Source organism: Variovorax sp. J2L1-78, from assembly GCF_030317205.1.
GTDB classification, from domain to species: Bacteria; Pseudomonadota; Gammaproteobacteria; order Burkholderiales; family Burkholderiaceae_C; genus Variovorax; species Variovorax arabinosiphilus.
Genome location: NZ_JASZYB010000002.1, coordinates 954,195 through 973,597 on the forward strand (window position 1 = coordinate 954,195; position 19,403 = coordinate 973,597).

Here is a 19,403-nt window from a genome sequence, read left to right on the forward strand (position 1 = left end):
ACATCGTCCTATGAATATTGTCCTTTTTGCGCATCCGACCTTCCTCGGCTCGGCCAGCATGCCGCGCTACACGCAGTGGCTGGCCGACGGCATGGCCGCGCGCGGCCACACGGTGCGCATCTGGGCGCCGCAGCCGGGCTTCCATGCGCTGCCGGTGCCCGAGCGCCTAAAGAAGTGGATGGGCTACCTCGACCAGTTCGCCGTCTTCCCGCGCTGGGTGCGCCGGCAGATGGCGGCCCAGCCGGCCGACACGCTGTATGTCTTCAGCGACCATTCGCTGGGGCCGTGGGTACCGCTGGTGGCGTCGCGGCCGCATGTCATTCATTGCCACGACCTGCTGGCGCAGCATTCCGCCCTGGGCCGGGTGCCGCTGAACCCGACGGGCCTGAGCGGCCGGCTCTACCAGCGCTACATCCGCCGGGGCTTCGCGCAGGGCCGGCGCTTCATCGCGATCTCGAAGAAGACCGAGCAGGACCTGCGCGGCTTCGTCGGGCCGGCACCGACCGTCGAGGTCGTCTACAACGGCGTCAATCCGCAGTTCGTTCCGGCGCATGACATCACGGCCCAGCGTGCGGCGCTCGGGCGCCGGTTGGGCATCGACCTGTCGCGCGGCTTCCTGCTGCATGTGGGCGTGAACGTTTGGTACAAGAACCGCGCCGGCGTACTCGCCATGGTCGACCGCTGGCGCCGCAGCACGCCCGAAGGGCTGCCGCTGCTGATGGTCGGCCCGCCGCCGCCGGACGCGCTGGCCAGCCAGCGGCTGGCGATGCATGCGCCGAGCGAGGTGCATTTCCTGTCGAAGGTCGAGGACGACGTGCTGATCGGCCTCTACGGCACCGCCACCGCTTTTCTCTTCCCGTCGATCGCCGAAGGCTTCGGCTGGCCCATCGCCGAAGCCATGGCCTCGGGCTGCCCGGTCATCACGACCGATGCCGCGCCGATGAACGAGGTCGGTGGCCAGGCCGCGTTCTATGTCCCGCCGGGCGATGCCAGCGCACCCGCCGATGCGGCGTGGACCGCGGCGGCTGCCGAGGTGATCGCGAAGGTGGTGGCGTTGTCCCCGCTCGAGCGGCAGCTCGCCGTCGACCAGGGGTTGTCGCAGGTGCGCCGTTTCGATTCCGAATCGGCGCTCGACCGCATCGAGGCCATCTACCGCCAGGCTCTGGCCGCGCCCGCCGCCGTGCGGCCGGCCGCCGCACCTCAGTCGGCCACGTAGCTCCCGGACTTGCCGCCGTGCTTCTCCAACACCCGCACGTCCGTGATCGTCATGCCGCGATCGACCGCCTTGCACATGTCGTAGATGGTGAGCAGCGCCACCTGCACGGCGGTCAGGGCTTCCATCTCGACGCCGGTGGGGCCGACGGTCTCGACGGTCGCGGTGCACACCACCTGGGGCACGCCGCCTTCGGACAGCGCGAAGGCCACGGCCACGCGGGTGAGCGCCAGCGGATGGCACAGGGGAATCAGGTCGCTGGTCTTCTTGGCCGCCTGGATGCCGGCGATGCGCGCGATGCCGAGCACGTCGCCCTTCTTGGCGGTGCCTGATTCGATCAGCGCCAGCGTGTTGGCCTGCATTTCGATGCGGCCGGTGGCCACCGCCACACGGTGCGTGGCGGGCTTGGCGGCCACGTCCACCATGTGGGCCTGGCCGTGTGCGTCGAAGTGGGTGAGTGGGCTCATGGTGAACGTTCCCGAAGGGTGTGCATCATACGAGCCCACCGCTTCCTGAACATGACGAACGCCATGCCGCGCCCCACCGCCGTTGATCGCTCCCTGAACCGCCGCCGGCCGCTGCGCCGCACGCTACGTGCGGCGGCCCTGGCCGTGCTGGTCGCGTCGCAGGCGCTGGTGCTGCCGGCCGCGCAGGCGCAGCTGCTGCCGGGCCTGGGCGACGGCGGCGAGATGACGGCCGCGGCCGAGCGCCGGCTGGGCGATCAGATCGCCCGCGAGCTCTACCGCGACCCCGACTACATCGACGACCCGGTGCTGGTCGACTACGTGCAGGCCATCTGGCAGCCGCTGCTGGCCGCCGCGCGCGTGCGCGGCGAGCTCACGCCCGAACTCGACGAGCGCTTTGCGTGGGCGGTGCTGCTGGGGCGCGACCGCAGCATCAACGCCTTCGCGCTGCCCGGCGGCTACCTGGGCGTGCATCTGGGGCTGATCGCCGTCACCGACAGCCGCGACGAACTGGCCACGGTGCTGGGCCACGAGCTCTCGCACGTCACGCAGCGCCACATCGCCCGCATCATGGCCAAGCAGAGCCGCGACATGCCGCTGATGCTGGCGGCCCTGGTGCTCGGCATGATTGCCGCCACCAAGAGCGGCAGTGGCGATGCGGGGCAGGCCGTGATCATGGGCAGCCAGGCCATGGCGATGCAGAACCAGCTCAATTTCTCGCGCGACATGGAACGCGAGGCCGACCGCGTCGGCTTCGGCGTGATGACGCAGGCCGGCTTCGCACCGCAGGGCGCGGCCTCGATGTTCGAAAAGCTGCAGTACGCCTCGCGCCTCAACGACAACGGCTCCTACCCGTACCTGCGCAGCCACCCGCTCAACAGCGAACGCATCTCCGACATGCAGGCACGCTTCCAGTTCCGAGGCGACGGCGCTGCGCCGGAAGATGCGAGCGCCGGCCTGGGGCTGGCCGGGGCGGTGCGGCCGGCCGGCCCGCGCAGCGCGGCGGCACCCGCGCTGCGCATGGACCACGCCATCGTCGCCGCCCGGGCCCGTGTGCTGTCGCGCCCCGGCGTCGACGTGCTGCGCCTGTGGATCGACGCCGCCTCGGGCACCGAGTTCGCGCGGCGCTCGCCCGCACAGCAGGCCGGCATGCTCGCCGCCGCGGCGCTGGCGGCCAACGAGCTGCGCGATCAGCGTGCGGCCCGTGCGCTGTCCGATCGGCTCACCCCGCTCGCGGCGGCCGACCCGGCGTCGGCGCGTTTGGCGCGCCTCCTCAGCGCCGAGCTGTACCTTGCCGCGGGCGCCGCCCCGCAGGCGGCCGCCTTGCTCGACGTGCGCGCCAAGACACGCGCCGAAATGCTGCTCGCGGCGCAGGCGGCCGTCGCCACGCGCCAACCGGAGCCGGCCGTCGCGCCCTTGCGCGACTGGGTCGCGACCCATCCGCGCGATGCGGGTGCGTGGCAGATGCTCGCGTCGGTGTACAGCGCACAGAACGACGGCCTGCGTGCGGTACGCGCCGCCGCCGAAGCGAACGTGGCGGTGCTCGACTACGCGGCGGCACGCGATCGGTTCAAAGCCGCCCAGGACATGGCGGCGCGAGGCTCGGGCGGCACCGTCGACCACTACGAGGCGTCGATCATCGATACCCGGGCGCGTGCCGTTGAAGCCCTGCTGCGAGAGCAGCAGGCCGAACCGCCGCTGCGCTGAACCTCAGCGCTTCGTGAAGCCGCCCAGCGCGGCCTCGATGATCAGGCGCAGCAGCGAATAGATCAGCGAGCCGATCAGCGCCGCGACGAAGCCCTTCACGACGAAGCCGCCGAGCAGGCCCGAGGCGGCCCAGAACATCAGCGCGTTGATGACGAAGAGGAAGAGGCCGAAGGTGACGATGGTGACCGGCAGGGTCAGCACCACCAGCACCGGCCGCACGACCATGTTGAGCAGGCCGATCACCGCAGCCGCGATCAGCGCCGAGGTGAAGCTGCTCACCTGCACGCCGCTGTAGAGGTAAGTGACGACGAGCAAGGCCGCCGCGCTGAGAAGCCATCGTAGGAGGAGTCGCATGGCGGGCAGGATACCCCAGCATGGCCGGCGCCCCAAAAGAAACGGCCGCCCGGAGGCGGCCGTCGTGGCGGGCGCGATGCGCCCGCGCGGTGGGCTGGCTTATTCGGCCAACTCGTTGGCCAGGACCAGCAGAGCGCCCAGGCCCATGGTCGCACCGGGCAGGACCCAGCCGCTGTGGCCGGCGGGCTTCTGGTCGGGCGACACAGGCTCCATGTCGACGCCGAGCTTCGGGCGGCGCGCATCGATAACGCGCGCTGCACCGTGTTCCTGCTTCAGGCGCTGCGTGAGATCGGTCAGCGAGCCCTGGGCCAGCACCGGCGTGATCGCATCGCCCGGCCGCTGCAGCAGCGGCAGCATCTGGTCCTGCGTCTTGGCGAACCACTTGCCGCGCCAGTTCTCGCGGGCGCTGTGGCTGACCCATTTGCTGATGCGGTGCGTCATGCGCGGGGCACAGGCCACCAGCACCCAGTGCTTGGCGCCGGCGCTCACGGTGCCGGCCGGCACCTTGGCGAGGAAATCGCGGGCGTAGGCCGCGTCGTCGACGTACAGGATGATCTTTTCCACGATGCGCTCCTTCAGGTAGTTAGAGTGGCAGAGACTTCGGTCGCGAGATCAGACGGTGGCTGCATCGTGCGCCTTCGGACGGCGCGAAGCAACCCATTTGCCGATGGCCAGCACCAGCAGGGCACCGGCGATGCCGGCGGCGTACTTGGCGATGTCGGTCTGCGGAATCTTCGGCACCCAGGTCCAGGCGTCCAGGCGCACCACGGCCGGGTCGGAGATCAGCATCGTGCCGGCGATCCAGCCCAGCAGCATGCCGCCCAGCGTGATGATCATCGGGAAGCGGTCCATCAGCTTGATTACCAGCTGGCTGCCCCAGACGATGATCGGGATGCTCACGAGCAGGCCGAAGATCACGAGCGGCATCTGGTGGCCGCCGCCGGCACCTTGCGCCGCACCGGCGATGGCGATCACGTTGTCCACGCTCATCACCAGGTCGGCCACGATCACGGTCTTGACGGCTGCCCAAAGCTTGTCGCTGCCCTGGATGTTGCCGTGCGGGTCGTCATGGTCCGGTGCCAGCAGCTTCACGCCGATCCACAGCAGCAGCAGCGCACCGACGATCTTCAGGAACGGAATGGCCAGCAGCGTGAGCGCGAAGAAGATCAGGATGACGCGCAGGACGATGGCGCCGGCGGTTCCCCACAGGATGCCCTTCGTGCGCTGGGCGGGTGGCAGCTTGCGGCAGGCCAGCGCGATGACGACGGCGTTGTCGCCGCCCAAGAGAATGTCGATCATGATGATCTGACCGACCGCGACCCAGAATTCCGGGGTCATAAAAGCTTCCATGGCGTCCTCTGTGCATTTCGATAAGGGCCGAGCGGATCGGATCGAAGCGACTGAATGAAAGACCAGAGTCAACGGGCCGCGCAAACGCTTCGATCGAACCTGCCAGGTTCAAATCGAAGGTCTTGCTCGGCAACGCGCATGGCGATGCCCGACAGGCCGGAAGTGTTGTGCTTCGTATTGACGACCTGGCGATACCCGCGGCGTGAACGGCGGGCGGGAGCTACTCCCCTTCGTGCACGGATTAGAGCATCCTGCGTTCAGGGCTGGCAACCGGACTTGTCCCTGTCTTAAGGAAAAGCGCCCTGAGGTCCGCATGAATAAAGGGCTTGATGCTTTCAAAAGCATAGCGGTTCATAACCTTGGACGAGCCCGGGACTTTGCCGCACTATGATGCCGCTCCGCAGTTTTTCCTGACCCATGGCCGCCATCCACATCACCGACATCGAGGCCGCCATCAACCACTGGCGCGCGCTCAAGCCCTCGCCCGACGGCATCACGCTGGCGCCTGAATTGCGCGCGCTGGCGGAGGTCTACGCGCTCATGGTGTTCCACCACGAAGACGAGGTCGACGAAGTCGGCTTCCCCGCCGAGGCTTGGGCCGCGTGGATGGCCTGGTACCAGACCACCATCGACACGCCGTGCATCGCGATCTGCTCGACCAGCCAGGGCGACGACGAGTGCAAGGGCTGCGGCCGCAGCTTCGGCGAAGTGCAGCACTGGCCCGCCATGACGCCGGCGGAGAAGCGCCAGACCTGGCGCCGCATCACGATGGAAGACCGTGCCTGGCGCTTCAACACCTACGCCGAACGGGCGCGCGAGGCCCAGCCTCCCGCGCCGCCGGACGACACGCCGACCTGAGCCCGTTGTGATGCGCCGACTCGCCCAGGCTCCCAACCTCGCGATCGCCACGCTCTGGGTGCATGCGCTGCGCGAAGACGGCATCGCGGCCTCGGTGCAGCGCGAATTCCTCGGTGCAGCGGCCGGCCAGTTGCCGCCGGACCAATGCCTGCCCGAGATATGGATCGAGGACGATGCGCAGTTCGGGCTGGCCCAGGCCGCGCTGCGCGACCTGCAGCAGCGCCCGCAACGCCGCTGGCATTGCGGCTGCGGTGAACTGGTCGAAGGCGGCTTCGAGCAGTGCTGGCAGTGCGGCGCGATGATGCCTGCCGCGTGAGACGAAGGCTTACTTGAGCCGCTGGAGCTCGATGTCGATGCTGTTCTTGCCGTCACCCAGCATCAGCGCGTTTTCCTGGATCGTCGCCTGAAGCTGCATGCTGCGCTGCGCCAGCGCCGCGACCGCCTGCGAGGTCTCGCTCGGAATGCGCCACACCTGCAGGTTCTGCAAGCGCGTGAGCTTGTTCTCGATGCCCTTCCACCAGATGCCCGCGGCATGGCTGAAGCAGTACAGCAGCACCTCGTCGGCCTTGCCACAGGCCTTCAGCAGCGGCTTGTCCTCCGGCTGGCCGACCTCGATCCAGACGCGTGTGCGTCCGGTGAAGTCGCGCAGCGACACGTCGGGGTCGTCCGGGTTCGACAGCCCCGCGCCGAAGCCCAGCACGCCGTCGCCGTCGCACACGCTCTGCAGCTTGTGGGCGTTGAGCGCCAGCGCGATCAGCCGGACCATCATGCGCTCGTCGTTCTCGCTCGGATGGCGAGCGAGCGTGAGCGCGTGGTCGGCGTAGTAGTTGTGGTCGATGTCGGCGACCGCGAGGTTCGCCTTGAAGATGGTGGATTTGAGGGCCATGGGTGCGCGAGTGTAGGCCCGCGCACCGCCGGGCTCAGAAGCCCACCGACGCCTGCACGTACAGGGTGCGAGGCTGGCCCACGTACTTGCCGCCGTTGTTGTCGACCGAGCGGTTGAAGTAGCGGCGGTCGAATGCGTTCTTGACACCGACGGCCACCTTCAGGTTGCTCAGGTTCCTGCCGAAGTCGTAGCCCGCGCGCAGGTTCATCGTGGCGTAGCCGGGGATGTCGCCCAGCCGGCCCGTCGCGTCTTCCTGCGTGACGTAGACCGCGCCGGCATCCGGCGAACCCGGCGAACGCTGCTTCGACTGGGCGTACACGTCGGCGTTGAAGACCCACGGCCCGCGCTCGTAGCGCGCACCGAGCGTCGCCACCTGCCGCGAGTAGAACGGCAGGTCGCGGCCCGCGAACACGCCGGCCTTCGAGATGGCCTGCGTGTATGTGTAGGTGCCCGACACCGACAGCCCCTTGAGCGACGCGCTCAGCGTGCCGAGGTCGTAGCGCAGCCCCGACTCCAGCCCGCGGTGGCGCGTGGCGCCCAGGTCGGTCCACTGGCCGACCTCGCCGGTGATGGAGCGCGCCAGCTGCAGCTCCTTGTCGAAGTCGATGTTGAACAGCGTCAGTTCGCCGCTCCAGGCTTCGCCCTTGTAGTGCGTGCCGAGCTCGTAGGTCTTGGCCTTCTCGGGGTGCAGGTTGGTGGTCGACTGCGCGAGCTGCGCGTACTGCTGCGGCCCGAAGGACACGCCCGCGTTCGCGAACAGCGACCAGCGCGCGTTCAGGCGGTACATCGCCGACAGCGTCGGCAGCCACTCGTCGGAATCGATCGCCGGAAAGATCGCGCCGGTGATGCGGTTGTTCGCCACCGTGTAGACGTTGTTGAACGAGCTGATCGACTCGTGGCGCACGCCGGGTGTGATCGTCCAGTTGCCGAAGTCGATGCGGTCGTCGATGTAGAAGGCATGCGCGGTCGTGCCGCCTTCGCTGGTCTGGTACGCCGGGTTGGCCAGGCGGTAGGCGTCGAAGCCTGCGCGCGGGCGGTAGTAGGCGCTGCGCGTGGCGGTCTCCGACGCCTCTTCCTTCAGGTAGCGGTAGCCCACGCTCACCTCCTGCACCACGCTGCCCGAATCGAACAGGCGCGAGTAGCGCGGCTCGACCGCGAAGGTCGTGTAGTCGCGCGGCGCGGCCGTCAGGCGGCGCTGGCCGGCCGTCGCGCCGGTGCCTTCCTGCTCGAGGTGGCTGCCGCGGAACGAGTCGGTGTAGTAGGTCAGCAGTTCGAACTTGTTGACGCCGTCGTTGTGCGTGTAGCGGATCGAGCCGTCGGTGCGGCGGCCGGTGAACTCGTCGAAGGGGCGGTCTGACTGGAACGGGTTGGCCGCGAACTGCGCCGTGGTCAGCCCGCCCGGCATGCGTCCGCTGCCCTCGAAGTGATGCAGCGCGACGGCGATGTCGTCGGTCTTCGAGATGCGGTAGGTGCCCTTGAGCATCAGGTCGTCGATGCTCACGTGGTCGTTGCTCTGGCGCCAGCCGTCGCCGTGCGTGCCCGAGTACAGCAGCGCCAGGCCCAGGCCGTTGTCGTTGGTGCCGCCGATGAACACGCTCGGCGTGGTCTTGGTGCCGCCGCCATGGCTGGCGCTTTCGACGCCCATGCTGGCCTCGGCCGTGAACGGCTTCGGAATCGCACGCGACACGAAGTTGATGATGCCCCCGACGTTCTGGGGTCCGTAGCGCACCGAGCCCGCGCCGCGCACCACGTCGACCGCCTCGAGGTTGCCCAGCGACAGCGGCGCCAGCGACAGCTGCGGTTGGCCGTAGGGCGCATAGGCGAGCGGCACGCCGTCCAGCAGGATGGTGGAGCGCGGCGACAGCCGCGAGGTCAGGCCGCGCACGCCGACGTTCAGCGAGATGTCGCTGCCGCCGGTGCCGTTGCTCTCCTGCACCTGCACGCCGGGCACCTGGCGCAGCACGTCGCGCACGCTGCTCGAGCCGCTCTCCTGGATCTGCGGGCGCTCGATGATGGTCCGCGCACCGGCGTGCTCGAGCACCTTGGTTTCGGTCGGCGTGCCGAGCCAGTCACCGGTGACGGTAACGGCGTCGAGCGAACCGGTGGCATCGCCCTCGGCGGCGACCGCCTGGAAGCTGATGGGGAAGAGCGCCATCACGAGGGCGGCGCATTTTTTCTGTGGAAACACGGGGTTCCTTCTCGGTTGTAAAAGGGGGGCGGATGAGGCGTCGGCGCGGTGTCAGCGCGGGCTGGGGCGCGGTGGTGCGTCGGGGCGGGCCGCCAAGGCACCGGCCCGGCGGCGCCACCAGAGCCAGACGCCGCTGAGGCCCAGCCCGCTCAAGGCGAGCCCGATCAGGGCCGTGGCGACCTGGTGCCACGGGCCGCCGAGCACCCCGGTGTGCAGCGGGTAGACCACCGCGACCATGCCGTTGCCGCTGTCCAGGTCCTGCCAGCGGCGCGTTGCCAGCACGTCCCCGCTCAGCGGGTGCAGCCAGACCGAGCCGATGCCGTTCGGGTGTGGATCGTCATCGAGCCGGAAGCGCACCCGCATCGCCCGGTTCGGTTCGGACGGCACCTGCACGTAGCCGATCGGCTGGCCGGGAAACACCTGCTGGGCGCGCGCCACCAGCGCGTCGAGCGACAGTCGGGGCCCGCCGGGCGCGCCCTTGGGAACGGCCGGCGGCTTGAAGGTCGGCTGGCCGAGCGCCGACGAGATGAACCCGCCCAGCGGCCGCCAGGCCATGTAGGCGCCGGTGAAGACGGAGACCGCGATCAGCAGCCCGAGCAGCGCGCCGCCGGTGCGGTGCAGGTCGAACAGGCCGCGCAGCAGGCCCCGGTCGAGCGTGATGCGCAGCGAAGGCGGCCAGCGCCGCGGCCACCACAGCACCAGGCCGGTGGCGAGCAGCAGCAGGTAGGCGATCGCCGCGATGGCCAGCACGGCCTTGCCGGTGTCGTCCAGCAGCAGGCTGCTGTGGAGTTCGAACAGCAGGTTGTAGGCGCCTTCGTGGGTGCCGCGCCGGCCCTGCTCCGCGCCGGTCGCCGGATCGAGGTACAGCGTGCCGTCCCACGGACCGCGCACCAGCACCCAGTAGGTTTCGCCCGGCTGATGCGGCGGGCGCAGGGTGAAGCGGGCCTGCGGACCGAATTCGGTGACCAGGCGCTGGCGCAGCGGCTCCAGCGGCAGCGCGGCCGTGGTTTGCGCACTGCGGGCGGTGAACAGCGCGGGGTGCGCGAGGCGATCCAGCGGCGCCGCCACCACCAGCATGGCACCGAGCAGAGCGGTGATGCCGAGAAGGGGGCCCAGGGTGAGGCCGGTCCAGCGGTGGATGCGAAGCCAGAGGATGCGCAGGGAGGCGAGCGCCATGAACGCAGAGGACCGAAGTCCCGTCGAGGTCGTTGGCTGGCGCGCCGTCGAGGGCGCGTTGGCTGGGGAGCGCGTGGGCCGGTGTGAGGGACCCTCCGGTCCCGGCGGCTCCGCGCGCGAACTCAAATTCTACGAGCGAGTTCCGCGGCTTGACCGATATAGCTCGCCGGCGTCATGGCCAGCAGCCGTTCCTTCTCGGCCTCGGGAATCTCCAGCGAACGGATCAGCCCGTGCAGCGCCTCGGCCGTCACGGTCTTGCCGCGCGTCACCTCTTTCAGCTGCTCGTAGGCGCCCTGCACGCCGAAGCGGCGCATCACGGTCTGGATTGGCTCGGCCAGCACTTCCCACGAGGCGTCGAGGTCGTCGGCGATGGCTTCCTCGTTGATCTCGAGCTTGCCCAGGCCGGTCATCAGGCTCGCGTACGCCAGCGTCGCGTAGCCGAAGGCCACGCCGATGTTGCGCAGCACGGTGCTGTCGGTCAGGTCGCGCTGCCAGCGGCTGATGGGCAGCTTCTCGCTCAGGTGGCGCAGCAGCGCGTTGGCCAGGCCCAGGTTACCTTCGGCGTTCTCGAAGTCGATCGGGTTGACCTTGTGCGGCATGGTCGACGAGCCGATCTCGCCCTTCTTCAGGCGCTGCTTGAAGTAGCCCAGGCTCACGTAGCCCCAGATGTCGCGCGAGAAGTCGATGAGGATGGTGTCGGCGCGCGCCACCGCATCGAACAGCTCGGCCATGTAGTCGTGCGGCTCGATCTGGATGCTGTAGGGCTGGAAGGCGAGGCCCAGGCCCAGCGGTGCCGGCGTCTCGACGACCTTGCGGCTGAAGCCTTCCCAGTCGAAGTCGGGCCAGGCGGCCATGTGGGCGTTGTAGTTGCCCACGGCGCCGTTCATCTTGCCCAGCAGCTGCACGCCGGCGATCTGCTCGCGGGCCTTGGCCAGGCGCACTGCGACGTTGGCGATCTCCTTGCCGACAGTGGTCGGGCTGGCGGTCTGGCCGTGCGTGCGCGAGAGCATCGACACGTCGGCGAACTGGTGCGCCATCTCGCGCAGTTTGGCGACGAGCCCGTCGAGCGCGGGCAGCATCACTTTGTCGCGCGCCGCCTGGATCTGCAGCGCGTGGCTGGTGTTGTTGATGTCTTCGCTGGTGCAGGCGAAGTGCACGAACTCGGCCGCGGCCAGCAGCTCCGGCCGGGCCTCGAACTTCGACTTGATCCAGTACTCGACCGCCTTCACGTCGTGGTTGGTGGTCTTCTCGATCTCCTTGATCGCGATCGCATCGGCCTCGGCGAAGTTGGCGACCAGGCCCATCAGGTACTTGCGGGCGCCGGGCGTGAGCGGCTTGAATTCGGCGAAGCCGCAGTCGGACAACGCGATGAACCAGGCCACCTCGACCTGCACGCGCCGGTGCATGTAGCCCTGCTCGCTCATCAGGGGGCGCAGCGCGGCCAGCTTGGCGGCGTAGCGGCCGTCGAGGGGGGAAAGGGCGGAAACGGTGGAGAAGCTCATGGGGCGAATTTTAGGCGTCGCCCCGCCCGCACCCTATTCGGCGGCCGCCTTGAAGAAGGCGATGCGCTCCGCCGTGGCCGGGTGCGTGGCGAAGGCCAGGCCGATGGCGCTGTCGTTCCGGCCGTCGCGCGCCTGGTCGCCGCGCCAGCGTTCGATGGCTTCGAAGAAGCCCGCCATCACGCGCGGCGAGATGCCGGCGGCACGCATCAGGCGCACCGATTCCTCGTCGGCCTCGCGCTCGGCGTCGCGCGAATAGCCCAGCGTCGCCAGCACCACCGGCGCCGTGCCGATCAGCGTGCCGAAGTCGCCGAAGGCGATCGACACCGCGAAACCGACGGCCGAGGCCTGCACCAGCTGGCGCATCGTGTGGCGCAGCCGCACGTGGCCGAACTCGTGGCCCAGCACGCCGAGCACCGCGTCCTCGTCGCCCGGCAGCAACTGCACCAGCGCGTCGGTCAGCACGATGGTGCCGCCCGGCAGCGCCAGCGCGTTCGGCCCGAGCTTGTCGTCGCGGCCCTGGCGGAACTGCAGGTTCCACGGTGGCGCGCCCTCGGGGTGCGCGCCGGCCACCATCCGCGTGAAGGCGCGGCGGATGCGCTCCTGCGTGTCCGCCGGCAGGGCGCTGGGGCGCAGCATCGATTCGTCGAGCGATGCCAGCGCCTGTGCGCCGATGAGCGTGTCGACCTGCTGCGGCACCAGCGCCGTCACGCCGCGCGCGATCCACGGCAGCCCCCACTGGTACACGGCCGCGGTGGCGGCGAGCAGCAGCACCAGCGCGAGGGCGACGCCCCGCCAGCTCTGCTGGGCGCGCACGACGGGGCTCTCGCGCCCGGGCAGGGTGCGGGCGCACCAGTCGTCCCAGCCGGGCACGTCGAGCGCCTGCACGCTGGCGCCGCCCGGCAGCGACGCGAGCCGCCCGCCGTGCCGGGTGCGCTCCGGCCAGCGGATCTGCGCGATCGGCACGGCGAGCGCCTCGAACGTCGCCGGCTCGGTGGCGGCGGGCGTGATGTGCAACTGGCCGTCGGCCAGGTACAGGCGGGCGGCCCGCGGCCGGCTGCTGCGGCCGTCGAAGTAGCGCGCGTCGAGCGTGTCGGTCACCGGGCTCACATCCCGATGTCCAGGCCGAACAGGTCGGCCGCCATGTCGCCGGCGGCGCTCGGGTCTTCTTCGCCCGCGGCGCGGGTGAGTTCGTCGAGCGGGGTGCGCGTCTCCAGCGTGACCGCCTCGAGCTGGGCGCGCCGCGTGCCGATCACGGCGAAGGGCCAGTACAGGCCGAGCGTCAGAAAGATCAGCAGGTAGTTCTTCAGCTGCAGGCGCAGGAAGGGGCCGAGCTTCAGGCGGCTGTCGAAGAGCAGCACCTCGTTGCCGGTGGTCGACCACAGCAGGTTCTGCAACCGCACCTGCAGGTAGGACTTGGGCAGGATGTTGAACAGCAGCACGCCGCCGATCGCGAAGATCATCAGTGTCGCGACCATGGCGACCCCCATGCCGGGGCCTTGGCGACCGATCGCGCCGATGCCGATCAGCAGGCCCACTCCCAGGCCCGCGAGCACCATGACCGCCAGCGTCAGCCCGATCAGTTTGATGAAGACGCCATAGACCACGCCCACGTCGGCGTCGAGCCGCGTCTGCAGCCCGCCGTAGGCGTAGTGGCCATGCTGGTAGCGCCGCAGCTTCCAGAGGAAGAAGGGCAGGCCGACGAAGAAGACCAGCATGCACAGACCGATCAGCCCGGTGGCCGCGGGCGACGGCGCAGCCGGCCTGCCGCCCTCGCCGCTCTCGACCGTGAGCCCGGCCACGGCGAAGGGCAGCAGGGCCAGGGCGAGCGGCGGCATCAGCGCACCGTAGGCCCCGGCCGTGTCGCCGGTGAAGCGAAAGCGCAGCCCGCGCCAGCTGGTGTTTGCCAGCCGGAAGCGCATCGACGCCCGGAACAGCGCCGGCCAGAGGCCGACGAAGGCCAGCGCCGCCAGCAGCGCAGCCCAGCCGGAGAAATGGCTGCCCACCGAATAGACGATCAGGAAGGCGGCGGCGATCAGCGTGCCGCGCAGCATCTTCGCCGGCTCGCCATGGAAGCCCAGCGCGTCGCCGTCGACCCAGGTGTTGGCATGGAAGTACTGCAGCTTGCGCACCTTGGCCCAGGGGAGGTAAAGCCCCAGGGTGACGACGATGAGCAGCAGGTTCACGATCCAGATACGGAAGTACTCGCTGCCGCTGGCGGTGAAGCCGATCGGATGGCGTTCGGGGGGCGGCCCCGCGGGTGTGTCGATGGCCATGGTCATGGGGTCCTCCCTCGTTGGTGATGCGCCACGATTCTGCATGCCGGGGGCGGCTGCGCATCGGGGCGTCCCGTGCCCACCCGGGGTCGCACACTAGAATCAAAGCGCTAGAACGATGACCCAGAGGGAAGAGAGAAGCCGAATGAAACTGATTGGATCCAACGCCAGCCCCTACGTGCGCAAGGTCCGCGTCGTCATGGCCGAAAAGCGCCTTGACTATCAGTTCGTCCAGGAAGACGTCTGGGCGCCCGACACCACCATTGCCAGCTCGAACCCGCTGGGCAAGGTGCCCTGCCTGGTGATGGAGGGCAGCGAGGCGATGTTCGACTCGCGCGTGATCGTCGAATACCTCGACACCCTGTCGCCGGTGGGCAAGCTCATTCCGCAGCAGGGCCGCGAGCGCGCCGAAGTCAAGACCTGGGAAGCCCTGGCCGACGGCGTGATGGACGCCGGCGTGCTGTGCCGCCTCGAAGCCACCTGGGCGGGCCGCGCCGACGGCGAACGCAGCCAGACCTGGATGGATCGTCAACGCGCCAAGATGGTGGGCGGCATCGCCGCCATGGCCAAGGGCCTGGGCGACAAGCCTTTCTGCAGCGGCATCCACCTGAGCCTGTCGGACATCGCGGTCGGCTGCGCGCTGGGCTGGATCGAGTTCCGCTTCCCGGACATCGACTGGCGCGCCCAGTACAGCAACCTCGCGAAGCTGCAGGAGAAGCTGATGCTGCGCCCGAGCTTCGCCGACACCAAACCCTGACGCCGTCGCGTCGACGCTTGCAACGAAAAAAGCGCCGCGAGGCGCTTTTTTCATGGGTGGGCGCAACTCAGGCGGCCGCGCGTTCCGCCGTCGGGTTGCGCCACTTCGCCATCAGCTCGGTCCAGCGCGTGCGTGCCGCCGCCAGGTTGCGTTCCTTCACATGGCCGTAGCCGCGGATTTGCTCCGGCAGCGTGGCGATCTCCACGGCCGTCGCATGGTTCGCAGCGCTCAGGCCGGCGATCACTTCCTCGATGCTCGCGCGGTACTCGCCGATCAGCGCGCGTTCCGTCTTGCGCTCCTCGGTGCGACCGAAGATGTCGAGCGCCGTGCCGCGCAGGCCCTTGAGCCGGGCCAGCACCTTGAAGCCCGTGAGCATGCCGGGGCCGAACTTCTGCTTCTGCAATTGACCCTTGCTGTTCTTCTTCGCGATGAGCGGCGGGGCCAGGTGGTAATTGAGCTTGAAGTCGCCTTCGAACATCCCTTCGACGCGATCCAGGAACGCGCGATCGGTGTGCAGACGCGCCACCTCGTACTCGTCCTTGTACGCCATCAGCTTGAACAGGTAGCGCGCCACCGACTCGGTGATCGTCGTCTTGCCGACCGCGGCCGTTTCGGCCTGCCGCACCTTGGCAACGAAGGCCTTGTACTGGTCCGCGTACGCCGCGTTCTGGTAGCCGGTCAGGAACTCCGCGCGGCGCGCCACGAGCGCGTCGACCGTCTCGCGCTTCTTAAATTCGATCACCTGCCCGGGCGACACCAGCTTTTGCACCGAGGCCAGGTCGTGTGCCGCGCGACGGCCCCATTCGAAGGCCGTCTTGTTGTTCTCGATGGCGACGTTGTTGAGCTCGATCGCGCGCATCAGCGACGCGTAGTCCAGCGGCACCCAGCCCTTCTGCCAGGCGTAGCCGAGCAGCATCGGGTTGGCGTAGAGGCTGTCGCCCATCAGTGACACGGCGGCCGCGTCGGCGTCGAAGCTGCCGAGGCCGTCCAGCCCGACGATGCGTGCGATCTGGTTCGCGCAGTCGTCCTGCGGGTTCACCCAGTTGGCGTTGCGCACGAAGGCAGCGGTCGGCGTGCTGTGGCTGTTGAGCGCGACGCGGGTGCGCCCTTCGCGCATGCGCGCCAGCGTCTCGGCGTTGACGGCCACCAGCGGGTCGGCCGCGAGGATGAGGTCGGCCGCGGCCGTGCCCACGCGCGTGGTGCGGATCGCGTCCTGGGTGTCGCCGATGAGCGCATGGCTCCAGGTCGCACCCCCCTTCTGCGCGAGGCCGGCTGCGTCCTGCGTGACGATGCCCTTGCCTTCGATGTGCGCGGCCATGCCGAGCAGCTGGCCGATGGTGATCACGCCCGTGCCGCCGACACCGGCGACCACGATGCCCCACACCTGATCGCGCGCGAGTTGCGGCACGGTCGGCTCGGGCATCGTGCCCCATACAGAAGTGTCGAAGGGCGAATTGGCCTTGGCCTTCGACTTCTTCTTCAGCGCACCGCCCTCGACCGTGACGAAGCTCGGGCAGAAGCCCTTGAGGCAGCTCATGTCCTTGTTGCAGGTGCTCTGGTTGATGGTGCGCTTGCGGCCAAATTCGGTTTCCAGCGGCTCCACCGAGAGGCAGTTGCTCTGCACGCTGCAGTCGCCGCAGCCTTCGCACACCAGCTCGTTGATCACGACGCGCTTGGCCGGGTCGACGGCCGTGCCCCGCTTGCGGCGGCGGCGCTTCTCGGTGGCGCAGGTCTGGTCGTAGATGATCGCGGTCGTGCCCTTGATCTCTCGGAACTCGCGCTGGATGTCGTCCAGCAGATCGCGGTGCTTCACCTCCGGATCGCCCGCCACCTTCACGCCTTCGTACTTCTCCGGTTCGTCGGTGACGATCACGACCTTGACGGCGCCCTCGGCCTGCAGGCTCTGCGCGATCTGCAGCACCGAGTGGCCTTCGGGCCGCTCGCCGACCTGCTGGCCGCCGGTCATGGCGACCGCGTCGTTGTAGAGGATCTTGTAGGTGATGTTCACGCCCGCCGCGATGCTCTGGCGGATGGCGAGCAGGCCGCTGTGGAAGTAGGTGCCGTCGCCCAGGTTCGCGAAGATGTGCTGGTCGGTCGTGAAGGGCTGCTGGCCCACCCACGGCACGCCCTCGCCGCCCATCTGCGTGAAGCCGATGGTGCTGCGGTCCATCCAGGTCGCCATGAAGTGGCAGCCGATGCCGCCCATCGCGCGCGAGCCCTCGGGCACCACGGTGCTGGTGTTGTGCGGGCAGCCCGAGCAGAACCAGGGCTGGCGGTCGGCGCCCTGCACGCCGTCGAGCTTGATGACCTCCATCGAGCGCTCTTTCGCTTCGAGGATGGCGAGCTGCGCGTCGATGCGCGCGCGCATGTCGGCGCCGACCTGGTCGAGCAGGCCGGTCTTGCGCAGCCGCTGCGCGATGGCCTTGGCGATCAGCGCCGGGTTGAGGTCGGCGTTGGCGCGCAGCAGCGTGTGCGAGGTCGGGTTGGGCATCGACCATTCGCCGCCGGAGTACCCGTCGGCACTGGCACCCACGCCCTCGTCGAACTTGCCGACCACGTTGGGCCGCACGTCGGAGCGCCAGTTGTAGAGTTCTTCCTTGAGCTGGTACTCGATGACCTGGCGCTTCTCCTCGACCACCAGGATCTCCTGCAGGCCGGTGGCGAAGTCGCGCGTGAGCTGTGCCTCGAGCGGCCACACCACGCCGACCTTGTGCAGCCGGATGCCGATCTGCCGGCAGGCCGCGTCGTCCAGGCCCAGGTCGATCAGTGCCTGGCGCGTGTCGTTGAAGGCCTTGCCGCTGGCCATGATGCCGAAGCGGTCGTTCGGGCCTTCGATGACGTTGTGGTTGAGCTTGTTGGCGCGGATGTACGCGAGCGCCGCGTACCACTTGTAATGCATGAGCCGGGCTTCCTGCTCCAGCGCATGGTCGGGCCAGCGGATGTGCAGGCCGCCGGGCGGCATCTCGAAATCGGTGGGGATGACGATGTCGACGCGCTCGGGGTCGATCATCGCGGTGGCGCTGGATTCGACGATCTCCTGGATCGTCTTCATGCCCGACCACACGCCCGAGAAGCGGCTCATCGCGAAGGCGTGGATGCCCAGGTCGAGGATCTCCTGCACGTTCGTCGGAAAGAACACCGGCGTGCCGCAGGCCTTGAAGATGTGGTCGCTCTGGTGCGCGGCCGTCGAGCTCTTGCTGATGTGGTCGTCGCCCGCCACGGCGATCACGCCGCCGAATTCGGTGGTGCCCGCCATGTTGGCGTGCTTGAAGACGTCGGAGCAACGATCCACGCCCGGCCCCTTGCCGTACCAGATGCCGAAGACGCCGTCGAACTTGTTGGTGCCCGGCGGCGAGAAGCCCAGCTGCTGCGTGCCCCAGAGCGCGGTGGCCGCCAGCTCTTCGTTCACGCCCGGCTGGAACACGATGTTCTGCGCCTTGAGGTACTTGCTCGCCTTCCACAGCGCCTGGTCGTAGCCGCCGAGCGGCGAGCCGCGGTAGCCGCTGATGAAGCCGGCGGTGTTCTTGCCGGCCTGCTGGTCGCGCAGGCGCTGCAGCATGGGCAGCTTGACCAGGGCCTGCACGCCCGACATGAAGGCGCGACCGTAGTCGAGCGAGTATTTGTCGTCGAGCGTGACCGTTTCCAGGGCTTTGCGGATGTGCTCGGGCAGGGGGGCGTTCATCGTCTGTGTCTCCGGTTTGGCATGGCCTTGTGGGCCTGGCTGGGCGGGGTTGCCCCGATAGGGGCTGAGCCCTCATGATGCTCCGGAAAGTGTATTGGCGGGTGGCAGACAGGTGCTTTCAGATATCGCCAGGGAAACCCTAGTTTCTGGAAGATCCTTTCTTAGAATCGCACTTCATGGAAAGCCTTGACAAGTTCGACCTCGCCATCCTGAAAGAACTCCAGACGGATGGCCGCCTGACCAATGCCGAACTGGCCCAGCGCGTGGGCCTGTCGGCCGCGCCCTGCTGGCGCCGCGTGCGGGCGCTGGAAGAGTCCGGCTTCATCAAGGGCTATTACGCCGAGATCGACCGCCGCAAGATCGGCCTGGGCGTGCTCGCCTTCGTGCGCCTGGACACCGAACGTGCCAATAGCGAGGTCACGAAGAAGATCGAGGAGGCGATCCGCAAGCTGCCCGAGGTCATCGCCTGCCACTACATCAGCGGCACCGGCATGTTCGAGCTGCAGGTGGTCGCGCAAGACCTCGACGCCTTCTCGCGCTTCGCGCTCAACAGCCTGATGCACCTGCCCAACGTGAAGGACCTGCACACCAGCTTCTCGCTGGGGGAGGTGAAGGCGAGCCATGCGTTGCCGCTCGGGCATCTGACGAGGTAACGGCCGTGCGGTCGCGCGAGATGCGCGATTCGTGGCATCTGTCACGCCTGCGAAGGCCTAAAACACTCCGCTGCTACTTTCGGTGACCTGTGCCATCGGCGCAGTGTTTGGATAATCCCTCCCAGAGCCCTCGTTTGAAGGGTCGTCAGGGAGTAGTTCGATGTCCGTCTTGTTCGGCGGTGTGCGTGCGCGCACGCTGCGCGTTTCCTCGCCCGCCCTCCCGGTGGTCCTCGGCCAGCCGGCCCTGGAGCCGGTCCGCCTCTCAGGCCACGAAGGCCTGAACAGCCTGTTTCACTACGAGCTGCTGCTCAAGACCCCCGACAGCCTGAACCTGGGCGCC

18 protein-coding genes are annotated in these 19,403 nt (G+C 68.7%); 7 read left to right on the forward strand and 11 right to left on the reverse strand.

Features of this window, described 5'->3' with window-relative positions; genetic code table 11:
- The first annotated feature begins 10 nt into the window (after positions 1-10).
- A complete protein-coding gene (locus QTH86_RS18430; protein ID WP_286647648.1) occupies positions 11-1,216 on the forward strand; it encodes a glycosyltransferase family 4 protein in 1,206 nt (401 codons plus the stop codon).
- Here the strand turns inward: QTH86_RS18430 and moaC are convergent.
- Positions 1,201-1,680, reverse strand: coding sequence for a cyclic pyranopterin monophosphate synthase MoaC (gene moaC / locus QTH86_RS18435; protein WP_286647649.1), 480 nt, complete (start codon positions 1,678-1,680; stop codon positions 1,201-1,203). The two genes, QTH86_RS18430 and moaC, sit on opposite strands and share 16 nt — an antisense overlap.
- A 63-nt stretch (positions 1,681-1,743) precedes the next feature.
- Between moaC and QTH86_RS18440 the strand changes: the two genes are divergently transcribed.
- A complete protein-coding gene (locus QTH86_RS18440) occupies positions 1,744-3,384 on the forward strand; it encodes a M48 family metalloprotease (RefSeq protein WP_286647650.1) in 1,641 nt (546 codons plus the stop codon).
- Positions 3,385-3,387: 3 nt separating this feature from the next.
- Here QTH86_RS18440 and QTH86_RS18445 read toward each other — a convergent pair whose 3' ends face one another.
- The 3 genes from QTH86_RS18445 to QTH86_RS18455 all read right to left on the reverse strand — a co-directional run bounded on the left by QTH86_RS18445 (position 3,388) and on the right by QTH86_RS18455 (position 5,088).
- The gene (locus QTH86_RS18445) at positions 3,388-3,738 is read right to left on the reverse strand and encodes a phage holin family protein (RefSeq protein WP_286647651.1); all 351 of its coding nucleotides are present in this window, start codon (positions 3,736-3,738) and stop codon (positions 3,388-3,390) included.
- A 99-nt stretch (positions 3,739-3,837) separates the two neighbouring features.
- Positions 3,838-4,302: a hypothetical protein gene (locus QTH86_RS18450; RefSeq protein WP_286647652.1), complete on the reverse strand. Its 465-nt coding sequence runs from the start codon at positions 4,300-4,302 to the stop codon at positions 3,838-3,840.
- A 48-nt stretch (positions 4,303-4,350) separates the two neighbouring features.
- Positions 4,351-5,088: a TerC family protein gene (locus QTH86_RS18455; RefSeq protein ID WP_286647653.1), complete on the reverse strand. Its 738-nt coding sequence runs from the start codon at positions 5,086-5,088 to the stop codon at positions 4,351-4,353.
- A gap of 417 nt (positions 5,089-5,505) precedes the next feature.
- Between QTH86_RS18455 and QTH86_RS18460 the strand changes: the two genes are divergently transcribed.
- Together QTH86_RS18460 and QTH86_RS18465 are read left to right on the forward strand one after the other, a co-directional pair.
- A complete protein-coding gene (locus QTH86_RS18460) occupies positions 5,506-5,946 on the forward strand; it encodes a DUF3717 domain-containing protein (RefSeq protein ID WP_286647654.1) in 441 nt (146 codons plus the stop codon).
- Positions 5,947-5,956: 10 nt separating this feature from the next.
- Positions 5,957-6,262, forward strand: a complete 306-nt coding sequence (locus QTH86_RS18465) for a DUF2007 domain-containing protein (RefSeq protein WP_286647655.1) — start codon at positions 5,957-5,959, stop codon at positions 6,260-6,262.
- Between the two features lie 9 nt (positions 6,263-6,271).
- Here the strand turns inward: QTH86_RS18465 and QTH86_RS18470 are convergent, their stop codons facing one another.
- From QTH86_RS18470 to QTH86_RS18495, 6 genes are all read right to left on the reverse strand, one after another.
- Positions 6,272-6,832, reverse strand: coding sequence for a YaeQ family protein (locus tag QTH86_RS18470; RefSeq protein WP_286647656.1), 561 nt, complete (start codon positions 6,830-6,832; stop codon positions 6,272-6,274).
- Between the two features lie 34 nt (positions 6,833-6,866).
- A complete protein-coding gene (locus QTH86_RS18475) occupies positions 6,867-8,987 on the reverse strand; it encodes a TonB-dependent receptor family protein (protein WP_286647699.1) in 2,121 nt (706 codons plus the stop codon).
- A gap of 84 nt (positions 8,988-9,071) precedes the next feature.
- Complete coding sequence (locus QTH86_RS18480) at positions 9,072-10,196, reverse strand: PepSY-associated TM helix domain-containing protein (RefSeq protein ID WP_286647657.1); 1,125 nt, start codon at positions 10,194-10,196, stop codon at positions 9,072-9,074.
- A 122-nt stretch (positions 10,197-10,318) separates the two neighbouring features.
- Entirely contained in the window at positions 10,319-11,698 is a 1,380-nt protein-coding gene (gene purB / locus QTH86_RS18485; RefSeq protein WP_286647658.1) for an adenylosuccinate lyase, read from the reverse strand.
- A gap of 33 nt (positions 11,699-11,731) precedes the next feature.
- Positions 11,732-12,805, reverse strand: coding sequence for a M48 family metallopeptidase (locus tag QTH86_RS18490; protein WP_286647659.1), 1,074 nt, complete (start codon positions 12,803-12,805; stop codon positions 11,732-11,734).
- Positions 12,802-13,977, reverse strand: a complete 1,176-nt coding sequence (locus QTH86_RS18495; RefSeq protein WP_286647660.1) for a YjgN family protein — start codon at positions 13,975-13,977, stop codon at positions 12,802-12,804. Before QTH86_RS18495 ends, QTH86_RS18490 begins: the two co-directional genes overlap by 4 nt.
- A gap of 139 nt (positions 13,978-14,116) precedes the next feature.
- On the opposite strand from QTH86_RS18495, the gene QTH86_RS18500 reads away from it, so the two are divergent.
- Positions 14,117-14,728 (forward strand): glutathione S-transferase N-terminal domain-containing protein, encoded by a 612-nt coding sequence (locus tag QTH86_RS18500; RefSeq protein WP_286647661.1) that lies wholly within the window; start codon positions 14,117-14,119, stop codon positions 14,726-14,728.
- A 67-nt stretch (positions 14,729-14,795) separates the two neighbouring features.
- Here the strand turns inward: QTH86_RS18500 and QTH86_RS18505 are convergent, their stop codons facing one another.
- Complete coding sequence (locus QTH86_RS18505; protein WP_286647662.1) at positions 14,796-18,410, reverse strand: indolepyruvate ferredoxin oxidoreductase family protein; 3,615 nt, start codon at positions 18,408-18,410, stop codon at positions 14,796-14,798.
- Between the two features lie 176 nt (positions 18,411-18,586).
- Here QTH86_RS18505 and QTH86_RS18510 point away from each other — a divergent pair, with 176 nt between their 5' ends.
- A complete protein-coding gene (locus QTH86_RS18510; RefSeq protein WP_286647663.1) occupies positions 18,587-19,063 on the forward strand; it encodes an Lrp/AsnC family transcriptional regulator in 477 nt (158 codons plus the stop codon).
- A gap of 160 nt (positions 19,064-19,223) precedes the next feature.
- Positions 19,224-19,403, forward strand: a 180-nt coding sequence (locus QTH86_RS18515; protein WP_286647664.1) for a hypothetical protein, incomplete at its 3' end; no start/stop codon positions are given.

Bases quoted from the DNA above. Each gene is read 5' to 3' on its own strand.
- QTH86_RS18470 (WP_286647656.1), bottom strand. From the start codon at position 6,832: ATGGCCCTCAAATCCACCATCTTCAAGGCGAACCTCGCGGTCGCCGAC.
- QTH86_RS18445 (WP_286647651.1), bottom strand. From the start codon at position 3,738: ATGCGACTCCTCCTACGATGGCTTCTCAGCGCGGCGGCCTTGCTCGTC.
- moaC (WP_286647649.1), bottom strand. From the start codon at position 1,680: ATGAGCCCACTCACCCACTTCGACGCACACGGCCAGGCCCACATGGTG.
- QTH86_RS18480 (WP_286647657.1), bottom strand. From the start codon at position 10,196: ATGGCGCTCGCCTCCCTGCGCATCCTCTGGCTTCGCATCCACCGCTGG.
- QTH86_RS18505 (WP_286647662.1), bottom strand. From the start codon at position 18,410: ATGAACGCCCCCCTGCCCGAGCACATCCGCAAAGCCCTGGAAACGGTC.
- QTH86_RS18465 (WP_286647655.1), top strand. From the start codon at position 5,957: ATGCGCCGACTCGCCCAGGCTCCCAACCTCGCGATCGCCACGCTCTGG.
- QTH86_RS18495 (WP_286647660.1), bottom strand. From the start codon at position 13,977: ATGACCATGGCCATCGACACACCCGCGGGGCCGCCCCCCGAACGCCAT.
- QTH86_RS18510 (WP_286647663.1), top strand. From the start codon at position 18,587: ATGGAAAGCCTTGACAAGTTCGACCTCGCCATCCTGAAAGAACTCCAG.
- purB (WP_286647658.1), bottom strand. From the start codon at position 11,698: ATGAGCTTCTCCACCGTTTCCGCCCTTTCCCCCCTCGACGGCCGCTAC.
- QTH86_RS18460 (WP_286647654.1), top strand. From the start codon at position 5,506: ATGGCCGCCATCCACATCACCGACATCGAGGCCGCCATCAACCACTGG.
- QTH86_RS18500 (WP_286647661.1), top strand. From the start codon at position 14,117: ATGAAACTGATTGGATCCAACGCCAGCCCCTACGTGCGCAAGGTCCGC.
- QTH86_RS18430 (WP_286647648.1), top strand. From the start codon at position 11: ATGAATATTGTCCTTTTTGCGCATCCGACCTTCCTCGGCTCGGCCAGC.
- QTH86_RS18440 (WP_286647650.1), top strand. From the start codon at position 1,744: ATGCCGCGCCCCACCGCCGTTGATCGCTCCCTGAACCGCCGCCGGCCG.
- QTH86_RS18455 (WP_286647653.1), bottom strand. From the start codon at position 5,088: ATGGAAGCTTTTATGACCCCGGAATTCTGGGTCGCGGTCGGTCAGATC.
- QTH86_RS18475 (WP_286647699.1), bottom strand. From the start codon at position 8,987: ATGGCGCTCTTCCCCATCAGCTTCCAGGCGGTCGCCGCCGAGGGCGAT.